Here is a 21,149-nt window from a genome sequence, read left to right on the forward strand (position 1 = left end):
GGAATGATGAATATTTTTGAACAGGTTCAGAATATCAGATTAATCCTGGGGTCGCGCCCTGATGTCGACAAGCCGTGCCTTTGGCCCGACAGAAAGTGCATCTGGACTAGGGGTTACGCTCCATGCTGGCAAGCGGTTCAGACTGCTGGTCACGCCATTGGAAGAAACTGTAGACTGAGCCTGCCAGCAGAATGAGAGTAAGAATAATCCAGAGGATCAATCGCAGTCGCGCGGCCAGGCTGCGGTTCAGCGTCGGGTCACCGGTACCGTTATCCCGCCATCCGGATGAGGTTTCGGCATGCCCCAGAAATTCGTTGACGCGATGCTGCTGCTGGGCAGCCCGCTGCAGCCGGCTGCGTCGTTTGAGGTAGGCAAATGCGACCACCACGACAAGAGCTGTAATCAAAATCTTCCAAAGCATGTTGCTACCCAGTCTCGCAAGGACCCGAATGATACCTTTCAGCTATGCCCACTGCCAGTGTTATGGACCGATTGACCTTTCCGCTGCCATAATCGGTGGATCTGAGCATCAGGATAACTGGACGCTGGAGGCGTGATGAAAACAAAAATAATCGCAGTGATTCTATTGGTGCTGGCGCTGGCCAGCGCACTGGCGGCGGTAATGACGGCCATTAATCTGGGTTTTATCATGACGCGGCCTGATTCGATCTCCGTGGCCAATACCTTTATCGGCCAGTTTGTTGTGATTGTGGCGGCGCTGGTACTGGCCAAATGGTTATACGAGGCTGGCAGAGCCCGGTTGCGCTAAGCGCGGATGGTCTGGCTCAGGAGTGGGAAGCTGGCGACTAACACGTTATAATCCGGCTTTTTCTGCAGCAGCTGGCTCATGAACGTCATTCACGACACTGAAGGCTTCCTGGAACATCATCCAGGTTGTGTAGCGACCATCGGCAAGTTTGATGGCGTGCACCTTGGGCATCAGCAGATCGTCAGGCAATTGCGGGCCAGGGCAGCTGAGCTCGATGTGCCCACTGTTGTAATTGTCATTGAGCCGCATCCGGAAGAGTTTTTTGCCAGAAATCCCCGTGACTGCCCGCCAAGGCTCAGTGAGGCCGCTGAAAAGATCACATTGCTGGAAGAGTTTGGCGTCGACACGGTCTATCTGCTGCGCTTTGACGACAGACTCTGCCGTCTGAGCCCCCAGCAGTATGTCGAGGATATCCTGATCAAAGGTCTGAATGTGCGCTGTCTGATCGTGGGCAATGACTTCCGATTTGGTCACCAGCGTCAAGGCGATTACGCCTTACTGCAGGAGTATGGGGCGCGTGCAGGTTTTCAGGTAATCGAGACCCAGAGCTGCAGCTACGATGGCGCCCGCGTCAGCAGCACGTATGTGCGCGACCGGCTCAGGGCCGGGGACTTCGAAACCGTGGCTGGATTGTTGGGGCGGCCTTATGCAATTGCCGGAGAAGTTGTCAAGGGCAGGCAACTGGGACGTGACATTGGCTTCCCAACCTGCAACCTGGCGCTTAATCGTCGCAATATCCCCCTGCATGGCGTCTATGTCTGCGACACACAGATTAGCCTGCCTGATGGACGTCAGCTGAGTGTGTCGGGGATTGCCAATATCGGATATCGTCCGACGGTGGATGACAGCGGCGAGGCCATTCTGGAGGTGCACTTGCTGGATTTTGACCAGGATGTCTACGGTGCGTGGATGTCGGTGATCTTCCGGCACCGGGTGCGCTCGGAGCAGAAATTTTCGTCATTGGACGAGCTGACACAGCAAATAGGCAAGGACACCCAGCAGGCCAGAGCGTGGCTTGCCAACCATTGAATTCAAAACGTAAATCGAGCAAGTGACACTTTATGACTGACTACAAGCAAACCCTGAACCTGCCGTTTACGGAGTTTCCGATGAAGGCGGGTCTGTCGCAGCGCGAGCCAGCCATGCTGAAACGCTGGCAGGACATGGACCTGTACGGAAAAATCCGCCAACTGCGCGCAGGCAGTCCGACATTCATTCTGCATGATGGTCCTCCCTATGCAAACGGTGACCTGCACCTGGGACACTCAGTCAACAAGACACTGAAAGACATAATCGTCAAGTCACGCTCGCTGGCCGGCTATGATGCGCCCTACGTGCCGGGCTGGGACTGCCATGGCCTGCCCATCGAACACAATGTTGAGAAGAAAAAGGGCAAGGCGGGTCACAAGATCAGCCACGCTGAATTCCGTAAAGCGTGTCGCGAATATGCGGCGCGGCAGGTCGAGAACCAGAAGAAAGACTTTATCCGGATGGGTGTGCTGGGAGACTGGGACAACCCTTACCTGACCATGAACTTCGACACCGAGGCCAATATCGTCAGAGCGCTCGGCAAGATCGCCGTAAACGGACATCTGGTCAAAGGTTTCAAACCGGTTTACTGGAGTGTGGTTGGCGCCTCTGCCCTGGCTGAAGCGGAAGTTGAATATCAGGACAAAACATCGTTTGCGATCGACGTGCGTTTTCCGGTGGTCGATGCCAATGCGTGGCTGCAGGCCTTTAATGTGGATGCTGACACTGCCGGCACTGGCAGCCTGTCACTGGTGATCTGGACAACCACTCCCTGGACCCTGCCTGCCAATCAGGCGGTTTCCCTGAATGCCGATCTGGAGTACGCGCTGATCCGATGCACCGTCGATGACGCGGTGGGTGAAGAGTTGCTGGTGGTTGCCGCAGAAATGCAGGACGACGTGCTAAAACGTTATGGGTGTGCGGAATCCGCGACGCGGCTTGGTATCGCCAAAGGCGCGGCTTTTGAAAAGATGCTGCTGCAACACCCGTTTGTTGAGCGTCAGGTTCCAGTGCTGCTGGGTGACCATGTGACGCTTGATGCCGGCACCGGTGCCGTTCACACGGCACCCGACCATGGTATGGAAGACTTTGTTGTGGGGCAGGTCTACGGCCTGGGTACACTGAACCTGGTCGACGAAAATGGCGTGTTTGTCGAAGCGGCGGGAGAAGTTGCCGGTGAACATGTCTACAAAGTTGACGAAAAGATTCTGGAAATCCTCAAGCGACAGCAGGCCCTGGTTCACGTCAATAAAATCACGCACAGCTATCCGCACTGCTGGCGCACCAAGACGCCGCTTATTTACCGGGCGACGCCGCAATGGTTCATCAGCATGACAGAGAAAGGGCTGTTGACCGACGCACTGGCTGCCGTCAAACAGGTCAAGTGGATGCCAGAATGGGGTCAGGCGCGGATAGAGCTGATGCTCAAAGGCAGCCCTGACTGGTGTGTGTCGCGTCAGCGTACCTGGGGCGTGCCAATTACCCTGTTTGTTCACAAGCAGACAGGAGAACTGCATCCGGATACGGCATCTTTAGTGGAGCAGGTGGCCAGTCTGATTGAAAAGTCAGGCATCGACGCCTGGTTTGAACTGGATGCTGCCGAATTGCTGGGGGCGGAAGCTGATAACTACAGCAAGGTGACTGATACACTGGATGTCTGGTTTGACTCAGGTGTCACACATTACTCTGTGTTGCAGGCACGTGAGGGATTAAGTTACCCGGCTGACCTGTATCTGGAAGGGTCAGATCAGCATCGTGGCTGGTTCCAGTCATCATTGAAAACAGCGATTGCCATGAACGGCACAGCACCGTATCGGCAGGTGCTGACGCACGGTTTTACGGTGGATTCGCAGGGACGCAAAATGTCCAAATCCATCGGTAATACCATATCCCCGCAGGAAGTATTCAACGAATACGGTGCTGATATTCTGCGTCTGTGGGTCGCTGCCACTGATTATCGGGGTGAGATCGCTGCATCGAGTGAAATTTTCAAGCGCGTTGCCGACTCCTATCGTCGCATTCGTAATACCGCGCGCTTCATTCTGGCCAACCTCAACGGCTTCGACCCGTCTGCCGATGCAGTAGCACCGGAACAGATGCTGGCGCTGGATTACTGGATCACCCGCCAGGCGCAGCTGCTGCGAGAGCAGGTCAAGGCAGACTATGAGAACTACCAGTTCCTGAGTGTCTATCAGAAAGTGCATAACTTCTGTGTCATTGAGCTGGGCAGTTTCTACCTGGATGTCATCAAGGACAGACAGTACACCGCCAAGGCAGAAGGTCTGGCGCGTCGTTCCACGCAGACTGCCATGTACCATATCGTTGAGATTCTGGTGCGCCTGATTGCACCGGTACTCAGTTTTACGGCAGATGAAATCTGGCCACTGATCCCAGGGCAACGCAGCGAATCAGTGTTCCTGTCCGCTTTTGCGGACGGCCTGGCACCTTTGCCAGCGCGAGACGATTTCAGTGACGCCTTCTGGCGTGAACTGATCGAGGTCAAGGCTGCAGTCAACAAAGAGCTGGAGCGTGAACGTACCGAGAAACGTGTCGGCGCCGCACTCAGCGCTGAAGTTACGCTGTACTGTGAGGATGGACTGCTGAAACGGCTGGCTACTCTGCAGGACGAATTGCGGTTTGTGCTGATTGTTTCGGCAGCCAAACTCCAGCCCCTGGAACAGGCCGGTGATGCCAGTGCCACCGAAGTGGAAGGGCTCAAGGTCAAAGTGAAGCCGTCTGTTCACACCAAATGCGTTCGCTGCTGGCACCATCGAGAAGATGTAGGTCAGCATCAGGAGCATCCGGAACTGTGTGGTCGCTGCGTTGACAACATCAGTGGCGAGGGTGAAATACGTCACTATGCCTGATCATCATGCTGACTCTCCGGCAACGGAAATTGTTGCCGGCGCACGGGTTACCCTGCATTTTTCGCTGGCCTTGACTGATGGCTCCATCGTTGACAGCAATTTCGATGGCAAGCCAGCCACGTTTACCGTTGGTGATGGCAATCTGCTGCCGGGTTTTGAGGCAGCCCTGATGGGGGCTAAAGCCGGTGACACGCGAGAGTGCGTCCTGCCCGCCAGTGAAGCCTTTGGCGACAGCAACCCCAGTAATGTGCAGACGTTTCCCCGTCAGCAGTTCGCCCGCCTGCTGGCCAATACCACCGATCCGGTAGAGCCTGGTACGGTCCTGTCTTTCACGGACAGTGGCGGCAATGAGATTCCCGGTGTCTTGAAACAGATTGGCGAACTGACTATCGTGGTGGACTTCAATCATCCATTGGCGGGTCGTGAGATCGTATTCAGGGCGCATATTATTTCTGTCATGGCGCCTGATGTTCAGGCAGTCAGGATTCAGGGTTAAGGAATTATGCAATCAAGCGGAAGAACAGAAATCAAGCTCGCCAACCCGCGTGGTTTCTGCGCTGGCGTGGACCGTGCCATCGACATTGTCAATCGTGCGCTGGATGTATATGGCGCGCCTATATACGTGCGGCACGAGGTAGTGCACAACAAATTTGTGGTTGATACCCTGCGCCAGCGCGGCGCAATCTTTGTTGATGAGCTTGATGATGTCCCCACAGAGGACAGCCTGGGTCGTCAGCCCATCGTTATTTTCAGTGCGCATGGTGTCTCTCAGCAGGTACAGCAGGAAGCCACATTGCGCGGCTTTCAGGTATTTGACGCGACCTGTCCGCTGGTCACCAAAGTGCATCTGGAAGTGGCCCGTTTCAGCGCCGAAGGGCGTGAATGCGTGCTGATTGGCCATGCCCGACACCCGGAAGTGGAAGGCACCATGGGGCAGTATGATCGCAGCCACGGCGGTGATATCTACCTGGTGGAAAGTGTTGACGATGTGGCGACACTGACCGTACGCAATCCGGACAAACTGGCCTACGTCACACAAACGACGCTGTCCATGGACGATACGGCAAAAATCATCGATGCGCTGCATGAACACTTTCCGGCGATCGAAGGCCCGCGTAAGAAAGATATTTGTTATGCCACGCAGAACCGTCAGGATGCGGTGAAGCAGCTGGCACTGGAGTCAGATCTGGTGCTGGTGGTTGGTTCACCCAACAGCTCCAACTCCAACCGTTTGCGGGAGCTGGCGGAAAGACTGGGTTGCGAAGCCTATCTTATTGATCGCGTTGAGGACCTTAAACCCGAGTGGTTCAACGGCAAGCGTCGTTTCGGAGTCACTGCGGGAGCGTCGGCGCCCGAGATTCTGGTACAGCAGGTTGTTGAGCGCCTGCGCGAGATGAGCGGCGAGGATCCTGTCGAAGTGCCCGGGGTAGAAGAAAATATCGTTTTCCGCATGCCCCGGGAACTGGCCAGAAGCTAGGATTCAGACTTACTGGTTGTTGCCTGTTGCTGCGTTTCGCTCAGCAGCGCGTGCCCCTGAAAGAATGCCCATCAGTGCATAATTGCCCTCATGACAGGCGTATTCAAAGATCGGGTCCTCGCTGGCGGTATAGTTGATAATGGCCGTCCATGGTCGCTCCCAGGTGCTGGGGTCTTCCACGGTGAACTGATACTGCAGCACATCCTCGGATATGCGGGTGTAGCGCTCCATAAACAGCCGGTTGGCACCCGCGCCACGGAACAGGCTCTGGTCAGAGAAGTTGCGGGTTTCCACCACCAGCGTATCTCCTTCGTACCAGCCACGTGATGCCCCGTGCCAGAGTCGCACCCGGTCATCCAGCACAAACTCATCCTGTTCTGGTGCGTCAACGATCGGAATCACCCGAACGTCATGAATCATTTCCTGAATGATGGCCACCGAGTCGCTGCCCTGAACAATCTGATAGTAGCTGTTATAGCCGGCCATGATGTAGGGCATTCCCCAGGTAATACAGCGCTCCTGCAGCGGTCGCCCCAGATAGGAGTCGGTTTCTCCCGGCCTGTTGGCATTGCGCTGTGCCAGGCGTGCGCGGGCTTCTTCGGTCATTGGCGGTATGCGGCCATTGGGCGGATCAATAATCAGGGAGGTACGATTCTCCAGATTGCGATCAACCATCCAGGCTGCATCATAGTTGCCGGTTGAAGGGTCATAGGATTGCACTTCACCGGAGATTACCGCATTCAGAAAGCCGTCGCCGAACAGGGCATCGCCGCCGCTGTCGCGAATTTCCTGGGCCTGACGTCGCAACTCGGCAAATTCCTCCGCAGAGAGCGTGGCGCGGTCACCAAATATTTCCGGTCTTTCCAGCGGCGTACTGCTGTTATTGGCCCATACGCCCTGCAGGTCAGGGTGACCGTCAGGGGTTCTGGGGGCCTCCCAGTCATTGGCCTGTTGCGCAGATGCCTGAGCGCTTAATGCGATGGCCACAAGCAGGGTCAGTGCGCGGCGGACCGGCTTGACTCTGATTTTTAAGTTCAATGTTGTGTCGGTACAAGTCATGACGTGACTCCTCGGCGTGCTTACTATTGCACAGGTTCCTGAATGGTAAATGGCATCCCGCGCGGCGGGACACGGTCGTCAGGAGCATCCTTGTTCAGGTAGCCGTAGATGAGTTCTTCGGCGAATTCCACACACTTGAATTCCAGCAACTGGGCGTTGTCCTCCAGGCGCCGGTAGATCGGGAACTTCATGTGCCAGGGTCGGGTGTAGGTGACCGGGTCGCGAATTTCAGCCTCGTACATGATGACGTTGGGGCCGGCAGGTGTGTAGCGCTCGATGACCTCCAGCTGGTCACTGTGGTGGTTGCCAGCGTGGTCAAACCAGGTATAGGGCATGAAATCGGTCACGCGGATGACCAGCGTGTCGCCTTCCCAGTGTCCGCGGGAGTGACCCATCCATGCAGGCACCGGGCCGTCGAAATCAGGCTGATCCATGTACACAATGCGCATGGCAGAGGCAAACTCATAGGCCATGACAATGTGGTCGTCGGACTGAATGATCTGGAATGGGAAGGGCAGGTAGTTGGCGCGTGGGACACCTGGCATATAGCATTTTACCAGTGGATCAAGAGCCAGCCAGTCAGCCTGGTTTTCCTGCTTTTGTGCGAGACCCTGCGGCGTGTACGGCAGTTCACCATCCTGTACAACGCCCAGAGTAGCCGGGATGGCACCATAGGCACCCAGTTCCCAGTCGGGACCGGCATGCGCTGCGGAGGGTTCGATGTTGTAGTGGTGGTTGCCCATGCTTTGCCACAGTCCGCTCAGGTCTGGCCTGCCATCTGCAGTGCGGCTGATGGTGTCGCTGTTGGCTGGCTGCGCGTGAGCGTCGGCCCCGCCCAGAGAGAGCGTCACCGCGATTGACATTGAAAGAGTCATTGCAGCTGCGCAATACAACGCATCAGCCCGGTATTTCGGCATACTTGTTCTCCCGCTTGTTCTTCATTATTGTGAAGGAGTTATTTTCGGTCCAACTATCACACGAGTATGCCAGTAAATCAATTACAGGGTTTGTCATGACGATTCGTGTTGCCGTCTATGGCACGCTGAAAAAAGGCTTGTCCAATGCGCACTATCTCGAGCATGCGCATTACCTCGGTACCGACTGTCTGACGGATATCGTGCTGTATGACCTGGGTCCCTGGCCGGGTGCCAGGCTTGAGGCCTCGCTGGGGATTGATGTTGAAGTTTACGAGATAGACACAAATCAGTTGCAGCAACTTGATGAACTGGAAGATTATGATGCGATTGAACCCCGCAATGGCATGTATGACCGCATTCAGATTGAGACCCGTTTTGGACTGGCCTGGGTGTATCTTTACCTGCTGCCCGTGGAGGGCAGACCACGAATCTGCTCCGGTGGCTGGTTGCCAGGGGACGGGCGGGACCATCGCAACATGAATGACATGGAAGAAACCACCACATAAAAATATTTCTGACTGGAGGAACCGCGCGTGACAAAACAATACCTGGATAGCTTACGTATACCAGCGCTCGCTTTATGCTTTGTACTACTCGCTGCCTGCGGGCCCGCTGATACAGGCTCTGACATGTCGGAAACCGACATGTCGATGTCGCAGTCCATCGCCGAGTCTGCGGATATGGTTGACGCTGCAGCTGAAGAGTCAGAAGAAGATCTGGTGGCCAGGGCACTGGCGATTCATGAACGCGTCATCGTCATGGACACCCATGTTGATATCAATACTGCCAATTTCACAGAAGGACAGAACTATCTTCAGGACCTGAACACACAGGTCAACCTGCCCAAGATGGAAGCCGGCGGGATGGATGTCGCCTGGCTGGTGGTCTACACCGGGCAGGGGCCGTTGACAGCTGAAGGCTACGTGGCAGCTGAAGCCAACGCGATCGACAAGTTTGAGGCCATTCGTCGTCTGACCACTGAGATTGCACCCGACCAAATTGAGCTGGCCACCACGTCGGATGACGTTCGGCGTATCGTTGCTGCGGGCAAGAAGGTTGCCATGATCGGCGTTGAAAATGCCTACCCACTGGGTGAGGACCTCAGCAAACTGCAGGATTATTATGATCGCGGCGCCCGTTACGTGTCATTGTCCCACAACGGCCACAGCCAGTTCTCCGACTCCAATACCGGTGAGCGTGACGATGTTTGGCTGCATAACGGACTTAGTGAGCTTGGTCGACAGGCCGTCGCTGAAATGAACCGTCTTGGCATCATGATTGATATCTCACACCCTTCATCCGCAGCCAATCAGCAGGTGCTGGAGTTGAGCCAGGCACCAGTGATCGCCTCTCACTCTTCTGCGCGGGCCCTGGATCCGGACGTCAGCCGTAACCTGACCGACGAAGAGCTGCTGGCAGTGCGCGACAATGGTGGCGTTGTCCAGGCGGTAGCTTTCCGAGGATATGTCAACTCAGCCAAACATCGTGCCTACGTAGAGGCTCTGAACGCGCTGCAGGCGGCCATTGCCGAAGAGCTGGGCTACACGCTGCTGGAGCCGGCCGAGGTGCGCGCTCTGGATGCAGAACAGCGAGAGATGTACACAGCCCGCCTTGAGGAAATCAACGCCATGGCTGAGCCCCGACTGGCCGAAGAGGTTTACAGCGTGGCACCGCCGGTAGACGTCAGTGACTTCGTTGACCACATCGACCATATCGTTGACCTTATAGGCATTGACCATGTCGGCATCAGTGGTGACTTTGATGGTGGTGGCGGTGTGACCGGCTGGGACGATGCCAGCGAAACCTTCAATGTCACGCTGGAAATGGTGCGACGTGGCTACTCAGAAGAGGATATCGCCAAAATCTGGGGCGGCAACGTGCTGCGGGTACTGGATGAGGTGCAGCGAATCGCCGCTGAAATTCAGACTCAGGAATAAGTCCTGTTCAATCCATCCTGGCGCGTCACGCGTCTGCGGACAGCGCGCGCCAGGATGTCTGGATCGGTCTGAATCAGTGTGAATTGCCGGGACGCCCGCGTGACGGCTGTGTAGATCAGCTCGCGTGTCAGAATTGGCACATCGTGTCCGGGCAGCACCAGTGCGGTGTGGGCGAACTCGGAACCCTGTGACTTGTGTACCGTCATTGCAAAGGCCGTTTCAACCGACTGCAAACGTGTGGGAGAGACCCAGCGCACGGCGTCGCCATCTTTGCCCGGGAAGGCCACCCGTAAACGCAGACGGCCCTCAGCGTCGGGGCAGGGCAGCACAATGCCGATATCACCATTCATCAACTTCAGATTGTAGTCGTTGCGCGTCAGCATGATGGCGCGGCCGCGATACCACAGTGTTTCGCTGCTCAGGGCAGGTCTGTCGTACCTTGACACATCACTATCCATGTCAGTCGAGCGCAGGATTGATTCAATGCGTTGATTCAGGGCGATAGTCCCGAACTCTGAGCGACGCACCGCAGCAAGCACCCTGAAGCCGTCGAAAGCTTTCAGTACCTGCTGGGCCCAGCTGTCCCAGATCGATGGTTCCGCACCCTGACGGCTGCCTGTTGTGGCAGGTTGCTGCGACAGTATCTTCAGCAGTCGCCCATAACCATTTTCGGGGTCAAGTATCAGTTGTCTAAATGCTTTGTCGGAGGACGTCTGCAGCCGGAGCGCCTGCAACTCGGGATAGCGTCCATCGAACAGTTCCAGCAGGGAGTCCTGCTGACGGTTGATGGCACCGGCCAGGGCACCGATGCCTGGAATGCTGCCAAATCGATAGCTGAATCGCAGCATGGTAATGGCCTGATCAATGGGTTGGCCGACACTGGATTGTACAGACGCGGGCAACTGCTGGCCGGTCGTGGATTTCAGCCAGGCCATGGTGTTGGCAGAGTAATGGCCAGCATCAGCGCGCGCGCACAGACTACCCAGCACGGCGCCGGCCTCAACCGATGCCAGCTGATCCTTGTCACCGAGCAGTACCAGACGACATGCGTCAGGAAGCGCATCCAGTAACTGGGCGAACAGCTCAATATCCACCATCGAAGCTTCGTCGATGACCACGACATCGGCGGGCAGGGGATTACCCGCGTGATGTCTGAACTGTCTGCTGTTGGGTATCGGGCCCAGCAGTCTGTGCAGCGTCGTGACTTCGCTCGGCAGGCTTGTGTCATCGCCGTCTCGGCTGAGTCGGTCGCGCTGACTGCTGATCGATTCGCTCAGGCGCACGGCCGCTTTGCCGGTAGGTGCGGCCAGACGGATACGCAAGGGTCGGTCCGAGCTGATTGCCAGTTGTAATGCAATCAGCAGGCGCATCACTGTTGTTGTCTTACCCGTGCCCGGGCCGCCGGTGATGATTGCGAAACGATTCCGCAGCGCATTGGCACAGGCTATTTTCTGCCAGTCACAATCCTCTGCGTCGGGGAACAGGGAGTCCAGAATGCTGCGCAGCTTTTGTGGATCAACAGCGTTAATGCCGTCGCTGCCTGCCGATGTTTCAAGCCGCTTTTCTATCTGGCGCAGAATAGCCTGTTCGTAGCGCCAGAATCGGCGCAGATAAAACAACGGTCGCGCCGGATCATCAACCAGCACCAGAGGAGCATTGCCAGTTCCTGCATCGATTAGCTGAGCATGAGCCAGATGCCCGCGCCATTGTTCCAGCGTCAGCCCGGCCAGCAGATCTTTCGGCAAGACGTCCGGCTGACCGTGGGGTCTGTCGGGTGGCAGAGCCAGTGCCTGGTCCGGATCCTCAAGACAATAGGCCAGGTCCAGGCAGGCATGTCCGTGCCCGTTCTGGTGACTGCAAAGGGCAGCGGCCAGCAGCAACAAAGGGGATGCAGGATCGCTGGTCGCGGTCTGCTGCCAGAGAAAGCGCACCACCTCAACATCCAGCCAGCGCAGCCAGTCTGCCTGCGCCCACTGGTCCAGCACCCTTATCAGTATTTTACTGTCTGCCAATGCTTCGCTGACTGTCACGCGCTGTGATGATGTCTGCTCTGTAGCATTCATGGCTGGCCCTCCGTCAGGGGTTTACCGGCAAACAGTTGGTCCAGAGCGTGAATGAACACCGCTGGTGGCCTGTCCATCAATACACCCTGAGTGTCGGCCTGATAGCCACGCAAAAAGAAATACACGGCGCCTCCTACATGCTGCTGGTAATCGTAGTCAGGCAATCTGACTCGCAGCAGTCGATGCAGCGCCAGCAGGTAGAGCGCGTATTGCACATCATAGCGATGTTCCAGCACAGCCTTTGTCAACGCAGCCTCATGGTACGCTGTGTCATTGCGCCCCAGATGGTTGGATTTCCAGTCTGCCACGTAGTACTTTCCGTCGTGTTCGAAGCTCAGGTCAATAAAGCCCTTCAGCATGCCGTTCAGGTCTGTCGGCTGCAGCCTGGGGCGTGGGTGTCCCGGCAGCAGATACTGATGACACAGGGCGTCGATGTCAGCAGTATCCACGGAGTGCGCGGGCAACAGAAATTCCATTTCTGGCTGTAGATTCTGCAAAGTCGTAAGTACCAGGTTGCTCTGATTGTGCAGTGTGAAGGTTTGCTGGAGAAAGCCTTTCAACCAGGCATCCAGTCGCTGCACCTCATCCTGCCAGCCTTTTACCCGACAGCGGGACGTGATGGCTTCGAGCCTGCGAGTATCATCGCTGACAGCATTGGCGAAGCCTTCGGCGCAGGCCCACTCCAGCAGGTTGTGAAGGAAAGTGCCTTGCGCGGGACCGCGAGCGAATCCATGCAGACCCGGGTCATTGCGGTCAAAACTGCGCGGAGTGGACAGTACAGACTGATCCAGTTCGGATTCCTGTGCCATTCGTTCCTCAAGCGCCTGTTCGTCCTGTGGCTGTTCAGGTTCAACCCGGTCGCCGGCAACTGTAACCTGGGTAATCAGCGAGTAACTGGAGATCCACCATGGCGTTGGACGCGTGTGTTCTGCCTTGCGAGCCGGTTGGAGCTCTGTTGCTGGCTTGTTCACACTTGAGCTGAAAACTTCGCTTTTGTCGTGATCGTCGTCAGCGTGACTCTGCTGTGTTGTCACCGTTTCGACAGTGATGTCGCCACAACGCTGCTGCAGGTCGGCAAGCGCCGCGGACAGTCCACCGGCATCGATCTCCTGGCCACCGGCAAGCAGATATCCCAGTGCACTTTCATGCAGCCTGGGTTTGTTGCTGTTGCCGTATTTCAACAGGCCAACGCCCAGCCATAGTCCGTGCACCGCACGTGTCATCGCCACGTACAGCAGCCTCAGGTCCTCTGCCAGCCGTTCCTGCTCGGCCAGCGCGGTATCTGCATCATCACGGTCGGGAGAGATTTCCAGCCGACGCTGCTGTGTCTGATCTGCCATCGGCAGCATCACCGTCCAGTCCTTGCGAATGGGTCGCCAGCTGGCTGCAAAGGGCAGGAATACCAGCGGATATTGCAGCCCTTTTGATTTGTGGATGGTGACGATACGAATCAGTTCGGCGTCACTTTCCAGACGCAGAATCTCCTCGTCGCCCGGGTTGTCGATCATCTCGCGCAGGTGACGAATGAGAGCCTGTTCGCCTTCAAATTCAACACTTGCCTGTTGCAGGTATTCCGCCAGGTGTAACAGATTGGTCAGAACCCGCTCGCCGTCAACCAGCTGTACCAGGCGTTGTGGCACGTGATGCTTTTGCATCAGTTCACGCAACATGGGTAGCACACCATTGGTTTGCCAGTGCTGCGACAGCAGACGGAAAAGCTCAGCCTGATCCTCCCAGTGCTGTTCATCTTCATTAAGTCTGCGAAGCGCATCGACAGTGAGGCCCAATGATGCAGTGCCCAGTGCTGCCCGCACAGCGCTCTCATTGGCTGGTTCCGCGCAGGCAATCAGCCAGCGCAGAACATCGTGCGCCTCTGGCGTTGCAAATACAGACTCCTGGTCGGACAGGTAAACGCTGGCGAGTCCATGCTGCTGCAGGTGTTCCCGGATTGCCGCAGCCTCATGCCGGTCACGGACCAGGATAGCGATATCACTGGCACGAACCCGCTGCTCCGATGCGCCAGCGAATCGCCAGTCACTGTCTGACTGTAGTATGGTCGCGATACGGGCTGCACACACCGCGCCCAGGCTGCGCTGGTAACGCTCCTTGCTGATTGCTGCCTCTGCATCATCGGCATCGCTGAGATGCCAGAATGTCATGGCCGCAGCAGCCGTATCGGCTGACTGGTATAGTACTTCGGGACGGCCATTGGCTTTGACCGGATGAAACGGTAAGGGATCATCGCCACTGGCATCCCGGAAACAGAAGGCTCCGGCCGGGAACTGGTCGGCATGTTCAAAGCATGCATTGACGGCGTCGACCAGCGATTTGCTGGAGCGAAAGTTGGTGCCCAGGTGGAAGTGTCGACCTGTGGTTGCTGTACGTGCAGCCAGATAGGTGTGAATGTCTGCATTACGGAACGAATAAATGGATTGTTTAGGGTCGCCGATCAGCACCACGACCTGTTCGTTGGGAGCATCGGCTATTCCGTAAATCCGGTTGAATATTCGGTATTGAAGCGGGTCAGTATCCTGAAATTCATCTATCAATGCTACCGGGTACTGAGCGCGGATCTGCGCGGCCAGTTGTTCACCCTGGGCGCCGTGCAGGGCTCGATCGAGTTGCAGCAAAAGGTCGTCAAAGCCGAGTTCGGCCCGGCTGTGAATGCGCTGCTCCAAAGCCTGTTCCAGCCAGTGCCGGGCATGCTGCAGAACTATCGCTCTGGCCGGAATGCGGTGACGCGCAGCCGCATCCTGTTCGACTTCGGCCCAGCGGTCAATTGCCAGCAGTGCAGGGTGCTCAGGTGCACTATAACCTTTATTCAGTTGCAGGCCGTTATAACCAAAACGTTCCAGTTTGTCCTCAAACTCCTCGCCCTGCGCCCAACGGTGGAGAGACTCCTTCAGGCTGACGAAGTCGTCTTCCGTCTTGGCAGCAGGGTAGCTCCGCTTGCTCAGACCAGGCCGCAGGGAATCCAGCAGGGCACTGAGTTCGTCCCAATGTTGTAGCCAAAGCTCACGGGCAGCCTGCTGCTCAGCAGCCGAGTGTGCGTGACGCTTGATGACGGGTGCCAGCGCCTGCTCAAGATCTGCTTCCACCTGCAGCGGCTGACCATTGAAGGTGACGGTGGTCTGGGTTTTGTTCAGGAGTCCCCGGACTGCCTTCAGCAGTTCTCCGGGACCTGCAAACGAAGCCTGCACCAATGCCACACAGGCCGGATCGAGTCGGTAAAAATGCTGGCGCCAGTAATCGCGCACCAGCTCTGCCAGTACGTCCTGCATCTGGGTGATCAATTGCTGGCGAAACAGTGAACCGCTGTCGAAAGCGTGTTCTCGCAGCATTCGGTAGCACCAGCCATGAATGGTGGATATGGCAGACTGGTCCATGCTCTGGGCAGCCAGCGTCAATTGTTGTGCACATCGCAACCAGTCGGATTCGGGATAGTCTTCACGGAGCGCCAACAGGCTCGTGTCATGATCCGGGCTGTCGTTCAGGAAGCAGCGCGCTGCTGCGCTGAGTCGCGCCCGGATGCGATCACGAAGTTCCTGGGTTGCCGCATCGGTAAAGGTTACCACCAGGATTTCATCGGGTGTCAGCGCCCGGTGAAAAGCCTGCTCTTTACCATGCTGAAGGATCAGCCTGACGTAAAGCAGGGCGATGGTATAGGTCTTGCCGGTGCCGGCGCTGGCTTCGATGAGGCTGCTGCCACGCAATGGCAGACTGAATGGCTGCAATGCGGTGCTCACTCCACTGCCTCCTCATCTGCGCGCTCCAAACCCTGGCTGAATCGCTGTGATCTTGATGCCTGCCAGAATGCCACCAATGGGCTGTACAGGGTGGTGCTGTCTTGTTCAAAACCGTTACTGCACAGACTGTCGAAGTCTGGCCACAGACGCGCCAGGGCTTCGCTGTCAACTACCTCGCCACTGCGATGGTAGTCGCCTTCATAACAGGCCAGTGTCGCTTTTGATGGTACTTCGCCGTTGTCATTAGCCAGCCAGCCGCAACCGGTTTTAACACTGCTTGCCAACGGTGTCTGTAAATTATCATGCCAGGCAGATAGCAGCTGCAAAAGCGAGGCTCTGGCTTCAGCGGCTGTCATGGCTGGCAATACCTCATTGGTGTCTGGGCCGAGTATGTGTGTCGGTGTCGGGCCAGCCAGCTGCGCTGCCAGATGAGCTGGCCAGATACGTGCCAGGTAGTGCCATTTAACCAGCGCCTGCCTGCCGCCTGACTTTTTGCCCTGCCAAAGCTGGCCGCTGATCAACTCGATGCGCAATCGTTCTCCGGATTCCGATCTGCGAATCCCTGTCAATGTGTCGCTCAATGCTACGGCACCATCATCCTGCGCAAGGTCAATACTGTCCTGAAGTGTCTGCGGGTGGCTGCTGCACAAGTCACGATAGACTTCCAGCGACTTGCTCAGTGGCTCTGTCAGCGAGTCATGATAAATGTCTGCAAAATGACCCAGAGGCAAAAGTCCACGCCCCTTGAGACGCTGTGATGCATGTTGCAGCGCAGCGCTACTGTCCTGATCGGGGTCGCGCCGCATGACATCGGTCGCCATGCTCAGCAGCTGGTCCTGCAGCTGCCAGCGTTGCAGGGCATCCACTGTGAATACTTCGTCGTCATCAATGTCGGCGCCTGGCGAGCGAAACACGATGCCCAGCACATGCTCAAAGAAAACCGCTGCCGGGTTTTTCAGCAAGGCTGCCAACTGACGCAGGGACACCACAGATACTTCTTTAGCTTCCGCCCCGATGGAGGCGCCGGCAATAGTGGTGGCGTCGTGCTGCTCTTCGGATGTTGACAGTTCGGCGGGCTGCCACTCATGGGCGAAGGTCTGGTGGGGTGATCCTGCTGTGAAGTAGCTGAGGCTGAATGGCTGCAGTGGATAGACGGTTGTCAGCGCGTCGACGTCGCAGGTATCGGCCAGGTACTCTCGAAGCTGGGCAACCAGGACCGATGGTGGGCGTTCGCTGTTGTCCCTAATGCTACGCCCCGTCCAGCCAATGTAAAGTGAATCGCGTGCGGACAAAAGTGCTTCCAGAAACAGGTAGCGGTCATCCTCCCGGCGGGATCGATCGCCAGGCCGATAATCCTGTCGCATAAGATCAAAATCGACTGCTGGCACCTGACGGGGATAGTCTCCATCATTCATCCCCAGAAGGCAGATATGCCGAAACGGTATGGCCCGCATCGGCATCAGTGTGGCAAAGTTGACTGAGCCACCCAGGAAGCGCTGGTTGAGATCAGACTGATCAATGGAATCCAGAAAATAATCACTGACGATTTCAATAGGCAGCTCGTCATCAAAGTCTGCGAGCTCACAATGTTCCTGCCATTGTTGGAGTTTCTGCTCTACGCGCGTAGTCAGTAACAGATCCTGGTCGCTGTCTGCTCGCAGAAACTCCTGCATCATGGTGCTGATGCGCGTGGTCCATTCGCGAACCGGGGCGGGTGTCATAAATAATTCGCGATAGTGGTTCAGGCGCTCCACGACATGGGCGACAATACCGGCCAGGGCGGCATCAAGCCCGCCCACTTCGGCGTAGGACTCTATGCCCGACCAGGCGCACTGATCACCACTGGTGTAACCGAGCAGCATACGCTGCAAACCGAACTGCCAGGTATTCTGGTTCGCAGATCTGACGTCGTCAGTCACCAGCCAGGATTGCTCCAGCCGCTGTTTGGCGTCCATGCCCCAGCGCACACCGGAGCCGGTAATCCAGCGGTGCAGCAGGGCATGGTCTTCACTTTTTAAACCAAACGCTGCCTGCACGACCGGTATGTCGAGCAGGTCAAGAATTTCGCTGACGGCAAATCGTGAACGATGCAGGTTCATCAGTACATCCAGTGCGCGAAACGCACCCGCCCGCTGTCGCTGTCCGCGGTCGGAGACAGTAAATGGTATGTATCGCGGATCGTCCCGTGACAGCCGCCCGAACACTGCCTGAATGTGCGGTGCAAACTGATTGATGTCGGGCACCATGACCAGAATATCCCGCGGATGCAATTGCGGATCCTCGGCAAACAGGGCAAGCAGGTGGTCCTGCAGTATTTCTACTTCTCGCTGCCGGCTGTGGGCTATGTGAAAGCTGATGCTGCGGTCATCCGACGGTAGTGTGGTCTGCTGCTGGATCTCGCTGCGGCTTCGCAAGTGATAGATGTCGCCCTGCAGACGCCTCAGTCTTGAACTTTCATCCGGCGCCTCAAACAGATCGACGGCCAGTTTGCGACTGGCGAAGACTTCTTCGTAAGCGGCCCGTTCGTCATGCTCATCCAACAGCCTGATATAGTCGCGACCCTGCTTGCCCCAGGCGGCAAGCAATGGATTGCCGCGCGAAAACAGTTCGTCGATTATCCCCGGATCGATATCAGACTGGTCGTCTGCGGGCAGCTGCGGAAAATCGGGTCTGGTGTTGTGGCGCCGATAGGGCTTGTGGAACAGTCGCATCACTGTATGTGGTTCAATGATGTCACCCCAGTAGAACTGGCAGGGGTTGTGCACACAAAGGATCACCTGGGTATGCCGGGATACGGCGGCCAGCACTTCGAGCGTCTGAGCAGGCAGCGATGAAAGACCAAATACAAGAACGCGCTGCGGTAACTGGTCCGCCATGGCCAGTGAGCCGCTCTCGCAGGCTTTCAGAAAACGCGCATGAATCTGCGCTCTGCCACTGTCGCGCTGTGAGTCGGGAATATCATCCAGCAGGCGTCGCCAGAGCTGTGCCTGCCAGCGTTGCGAGTCTGGCAGCGATGTGAGCCGGTTATGCTGGCTTATCTGGTCATTACCTTCAGCCCAGTCGTTCAGCCAGTCGGCCCGGTATATCTGGTACTGGTCAAGCAGGTCGGCCAGACGTTCTGCAAGCTGATAACGTTTGCGCTGGCTGTCGTCGCGCTGCAGGAAGTGCCTGAGTGCAGAAAACTGTGAATCATCCAGCAGTGAAGGCAGCAGGTGTAACAGGCGCCACACCAGCAGCGGTTTGTCGAATGGCGAGAGGGGTGGAAGATCGCCCAGCACCGCCCGATAGGCCTGCCAGTGAAAGCGTCCGGGGAGATCAATGGAGAGTGCGGCGGCGATTCCGCAGCCAGCATCACTGCTGCCATCGTCGTCATTGGCCAGCGCGAGTTTCAGCCACTGTGCGACACCGCTGCTCTGAACCAGTATGACTTCGTTCTGCAGCGGCGGCAGCGGGTTGAGGCGCAGCCATTCCACAGTTACACGGCGCAGGTTTTCCAGTCGGTTGCTCTGCAGCACCATGAAGCCGTGTTGAATCATCCGTCAGTCCTTGTCCTTCGCATTCGGCGAGTATACACCGACAAAGCAGCGTCAGGGCGATACGGATGTCAGCTCGGGCGCCCGTCTGGCCTGGGTGCGCTGTTCGTAGGCATAGGCCAGGCCAATCAGCTCTGGTTCTGAAAAGGCCGCTCCGAAAAAGGAGATGCCGACTGGCATCCCGTCTATGTAGCCAGCGGGAACCGTGATGGCAGGGTACCCAGCGATCGCGGCGAGGCCGGAGCTGGATACATAGTTCACCGAGGAGCCATCATCACCATTTTCCAGATCGATCAGCCAGCCAGGGCCGTTGCTCGGTGCCACAATCGCATCCAGCTGATTGTCTGTCAGTGCGTCGTCGAGGCGGGACTGACTGATGGACTTTGCCTGCTGCAAGGCTTCCAGGTATGCAGGGTCGGTCAGATCTGTTGTCGCCTGGGCCTCCAGAAAAATCTCCTGGGCGAACCATGGCATCTGCAGTGATGCATTGACCTCGTTAAAGCGGATCAGGTGCTCAAGGGACTGATAAAAGCCACCACGATTTCTCAGGTAGGCATTCAGGTCGTTTTTGAACTCATACAACAGCACCTGGTAGGAGGCCTCACTGAGCTCGCGGCTGCCACTCAGTTCGATGTCAACCACTGTAGCGCCAGCACTGCGCAGCTCGTCCAGTTGCGACTCCATCAAGGCGTCAAGCGGAGCGTTGCGGCCAAACAAAGAGCGCATCACGCCTATGCGTTTGCCTGACAGCGCGTCGGCCTGCAGGTATTGCGTGTAGTCCACGGGGCTCTGCGCCTGAGGGTTGTCAGTGATGGCATCCTGCGGATCGCTGCCCGCCATCACGCTCAGCATGACAGCGGCGTCTGCCACAGTTCGCGTCATGGGGCCTGCAGTGTCCTGACTGTGGGCAATCGGAATGACACCGCTGCGGGAAATCAGTCCCAGCGTGGGCTTAATGCCAACCACGCTATTGTTGGCAGAGGGGCAGATGATGGACCCGTTGGTTTCGGTGCCCACTGCCAGCAATGTCAGATCGGCTGCGACTGCGACACCGGAGCCAGAGCTGGACCCGCAGGGAGTGTGCAGCGCATTGTAGGGGTTGCGGGCCTGGCCACCACGCGCTGACCAGCCGCTGGATGAGCTTGTGGAGCGGAAATTAGCCCACTCACTGAGATTGGCCTTTCCAAGAATGACGGCACCAGCCTCACGCAGCTGTTGAACCAGAAAGGCGTCCTCTGCCGGTGTGGGGGCAAACAGCAGCGCGTAACTCCCGGCGGTCGTTTTCATGGCATCCGCGGTATCGATATTGTCTTTCAATAGCACCGGCATGCCGTGCAGCGCCGAACGCACGTTGCCGCTGGCGCGCTCCTGGTCGAGACGGGCGGCGATGTCCAGTGCCTCCGGATTCACTTCGATCACGGCCCGCAGGCTGTCGTTGTAGGTGGCGATACGCTGCAGGTAATACTCAGTCAAGGCGACGGCAGTCAGCTCACCGTCCTGCATGGCGTCCTGCAGGATTTCGACATCCGCCCAGGCCGGAACCTGCTTACTGTTGTTGCCTGCAGTCTCGCTGGCATCGGTAGAGCCGACGCTGACATCGCTGCTCTCAACAGTCTCTGATGGCGGCGAGCAGGCTATCAGCAGTGCTGTCGCCCCCATCATGGCGGTTCGCGCCAGCAACAAAGCGTGATACCTGATTCCGCGTTCGATTGCGGGCGGGTGAATCATCGTTGCGGCATTATCAGTCATCAT

The 21,149-nt window shown here is 57.0% G+C and carries 14 protein-coding genes; 7 read left to right on the top strand and 7 right to left on the bottom strand.

The features are described 5' to 3' along the window. Positions 1-106 precede the first annotated feature (106 nt). On the bottom strand, positions 107-421 hold the full coding sequence (locus LVD14_RS08235; protein ID WP_237133608.1) for a hypothetical protein: 315 nt from the start codon (positions 419-421) through the stop codon (positions 107-109). A 135-nt stretch (positions 422-556) separates the two neighbouring features. Between LVD14_RS08235 and LVD14_RS08240 the strand changes: the two genes are divergently transcribed. The 5 genes from LVD14_RS08240 to ispH all read left to right on the top strand — a co-directional run bounded on the left by LVD14_RS08240 (position 557) and on the right by ispH (position 6,142). Then, the gene (locus LVD14_RS08240; protein WP_237133609.1) at positions 557-769 is read left to right on the top strand and encodes a hypothetical protein; all 213 of its coding nucleotides are present in this window, start codon (positions 557-559) and stop codon (positions 767-769) included. Between the two features lie 78 nt (positions 770-847). Next, positions 848-1,798 carry a bifunctional riboflavin kinase/FAD synthetase gene (locus LVD14_RS08245; protein WP_237133610.1) on the top strand — a complete coding sequence of 317 codons (951 nt, stop codon included), beginning with the start codon at positions 848-850 and terminating at the stop codon, positions 1,796-1,798. A 32-nt stretch (positions 1,799-1,830) separates the two neighbouring features. Further along, the gene (gene ileS, locus LVD14_RS08250) at positions 1,831-4,665 is read left to right on the top strand and encodes an isoleucine--tRNA ligase (RefSeq protein ID WP_237133611.1); all 2,835 of its coding nucleotides are present in this window, start codon (positions 1,831-1,833) and stop codon (positions 4,663-4,665) included. Further along, positions 4,658-5,161: a peptidylprolyl isomerase gene (locus LVD14_RS08255; RefSeq protein ID WP_237133612.1), complete on the top strand. Its 504-nt coding sequence runs from the start codon at positions 4,658-4,660 to the stop codon at positions 5,159-5,161. The genes ileS and LVD14_RS08255 overlap by 8 nt, the downstream gene beginning before the upstream one ends. Before the next feature lie 6 nt (positions 5,162-5,167). Then, entirely contained in the window at positions 5,168-6,142 is a 975-nt protein-coding gene (gene ispH, locus LVD14_RS08260; protein WP_237133613.1) for a 4-hydroxy-3-methylbut-2-enyl diphosphate reductase, read from the top strand. A 9-nt stretch (positions 6,143-6,151) separates the two neighbouring features. Here ispH and LVD14_RS08265 read toward each other — a convergent pair whose 3' ends face one another. Then, positions 6,152-7,201: a hypothetical protein gene (locus LVD14_RS08265; RefSeq protein ID WP_237133614.1), complete on the bottom strand. Its 1,050-nt coding sequence runs from the start codon at positions 7,199-7,201 to the stop codon at positions 6,152-6,154. A 23-nt stretch (positions 7,202-7,224) separates the two neighbouring features. Continuing rightward, entirely contained in the window at positions 7,225-8,076 is an 852-nt protein-coding gene (locus LVD14_RS08270) for a hypothetical protein (protein ID WP_237133615.1), read from the bottom strand. A 137-nt stretch (positions 8,077-8,213) separates the two neighbouring features. Here LVD14_RS08270 and LVD14_RS08275 point away from each other — a divergent pair, with 137 nt between their 5' ends. Both LVD14_RS08275 and LVD14_RS08280 read left to right on the top strand, forming a co-directional pair. After that, complete coding sequence (locus LVD14_RS08275) at positions 8,214-8,624, top strand: gamma-glutamylcyclotransferase (protein WP_237133616.1); 411 nt, start codon at positions 8,214-8,216, stop codon at positions 8,622-8,624. A gap of 123 nt (positions 8,625-8,747) precedes the next feature. Continuing rightward, positions 8,748-10,055, top strand: a complete 1,308-nt coding sequence (locus LVD14_RS08280; RefSeq protein WP_317622706.1) for a dipeptidase — start codon at positions 8,748-8,750, stop codon at positions 10,053-10,055. Here the strand turns inward: LVD14_RS08280 and recD are convergent. Genes recD through LVD14_RS08300 form a run of 4 tightly spaced genes read right to left on the bottom strand, consistent with a single transcriptional unit; the run spans position 10,046 to position 21,149 of the window. Then, the gene (gene recD, locus LVD14_RS08285) at positions 10,046-12,118 is read right to left on the bottom strand and encodes an exodeoxyribonuclease V subunit alpha (protein WP_237133617.1); all 2,073 of its coding nucleotides are present in this window, start codon (positions 12,116-12,118) and stop codon (positions 10,046-10,048) included. The two genes, LVD14_RS08280 and recD, sit on opposite strands and share 10 nt — an antisense overlap. After that, positions 12,115-15,864 carry an exodeoxyribonuclease V subunit beta gene (recB, locus tag LVD14_RS08290; RefSeq protein WP_237133618.1) on the bottom strand — a complete coding sequence of 1,250 codons (3,750 nt, stop codon included), beginning with the start codon at positions 15,862-15,864 and terminating at the stop codon, positions 12,115-12,117. Before recB ends, recD begins: the two co-directional genes overlap by 4 nt. Continuing rightward, positions 15,861-19,400, bottom strand: coding sequence for an exodeoxyribonuclease V subunit gamma (gene recC / locus LVD14_RS08295; protein WP_237133619.1), 3,540 nt, complete (start codon positions 19,398-19,400; stop codon positions 15,861-15,863). Before recC ends, recB begins: the two co-directional genes overlap by 4 nt. A gap of 51 nt (positions 19,401-19,451) precedes the next feature. Beyond that, a complete protein-coding gene (locus LVD14_RS08300) occupies positions 19,452-21,149 on the bottom strand; it encodes an amidase (protein ID WP_237133620.1) in 1,698 nt (565 codons plus the stop codon).

It is taken from the genome of Pseudohongiella sp. O18 (genome assembly GCF_021729085.1).
Lineage (GTDB): Bacteria > Pseudomonadota > Gammaproteobacteria > Pseudomonadales > Pseudohongiellaceae > Pseudohongiella.

Bases quoted from the DNA above. Each gene is read 5' to 3' on its own strand.
- LVD14_RS08235 (WP_237133608.1), bottom strand. From the start codon at position 421: ATGCTTTGGAAGATTTTGATTACAGCTCTTGTCGTGGTGGTCGCATTT.
- LVD14_RS08240 (WP_237133609.1), top strand. From the start codon at position 557: ATGAAAACAAAAATAATCGCAGTGATTCTATTGGTGCTGGCGCTGGCC.
- LVD14_RS08245 (WP_237133610.1), top strand. From the start codon at position 848: ATGAACGTCATTCACGACACTGAAGGCTTCCTGGAACATCATCCAGGT.
- ileS (WP_237133611.1), top strand. From the start codon at position 1,831: ATGACTGACTACAAGCAAACCCTGAACCTGCCGTTTACGGAGTTTCCG.
- LVD14_RS08255 (WP_237133612.1), top strand. From the start codon at position 4,658: ATGCCTGATCATCATGCTGACTCTCCGGCAACGGAAATTGTTGCCGGC.
- ispH (WP_237133613.1), top strand. From the start codon at position 5,168: ATGCAATCAAGCGGAAGAACAGAAATCAAGCTCGCCAACCCGCGTGGT.
- LVD14_RS08265 (WP_237133614.1), bottom strand. From the start codon at position 7,201: ATGACTTGTACCGACACAACATTGAACTTAAAAATCAGAGTCAAGCCG.
- LVD14_RS08270 (WP_237133615.1), bottom strand. From the start codon at position 8,076: ATGACTCTTTCAATGTCAATCGCGGTGACGCTCTCTCTGGGCGGGGCC.
- LVD14_RS08275 (WP_237133616.1), top strand. From the start codon at position 8,214: ATGACGATTCGTGTTGCCGTCTATGGCACGCTGAAAAAAGGCTTGTCC.
- LVD14_RS08280 (WP_317622706.1), top strand. From the start codon at position 8,748: ATGTCGGAAACCGACATGTCGATGTCGCAGTCCATCGCCGAGTCTGCG.
- recD (WP_237133617.1), bottom strand. From the start codon at position 12,118: ATGAATGCTACAGAGCAGACATCATCACAGCGCGTGACAGTCAGCGAA.
- recC (WP_237133619.1), bottom strand. From the start codon at position 19,400: ATGATTCAACACGGCTTCATGGTGCTGCAGAGCAACCGACTGGAAAAC.
- LVD14_RS08300 (WP_237133620.1), bottom strand. From the start codon at position 21,149: ATGATGACTGATAATGCCGCAACGATGATTCACCCGCCCGCAATCGAA.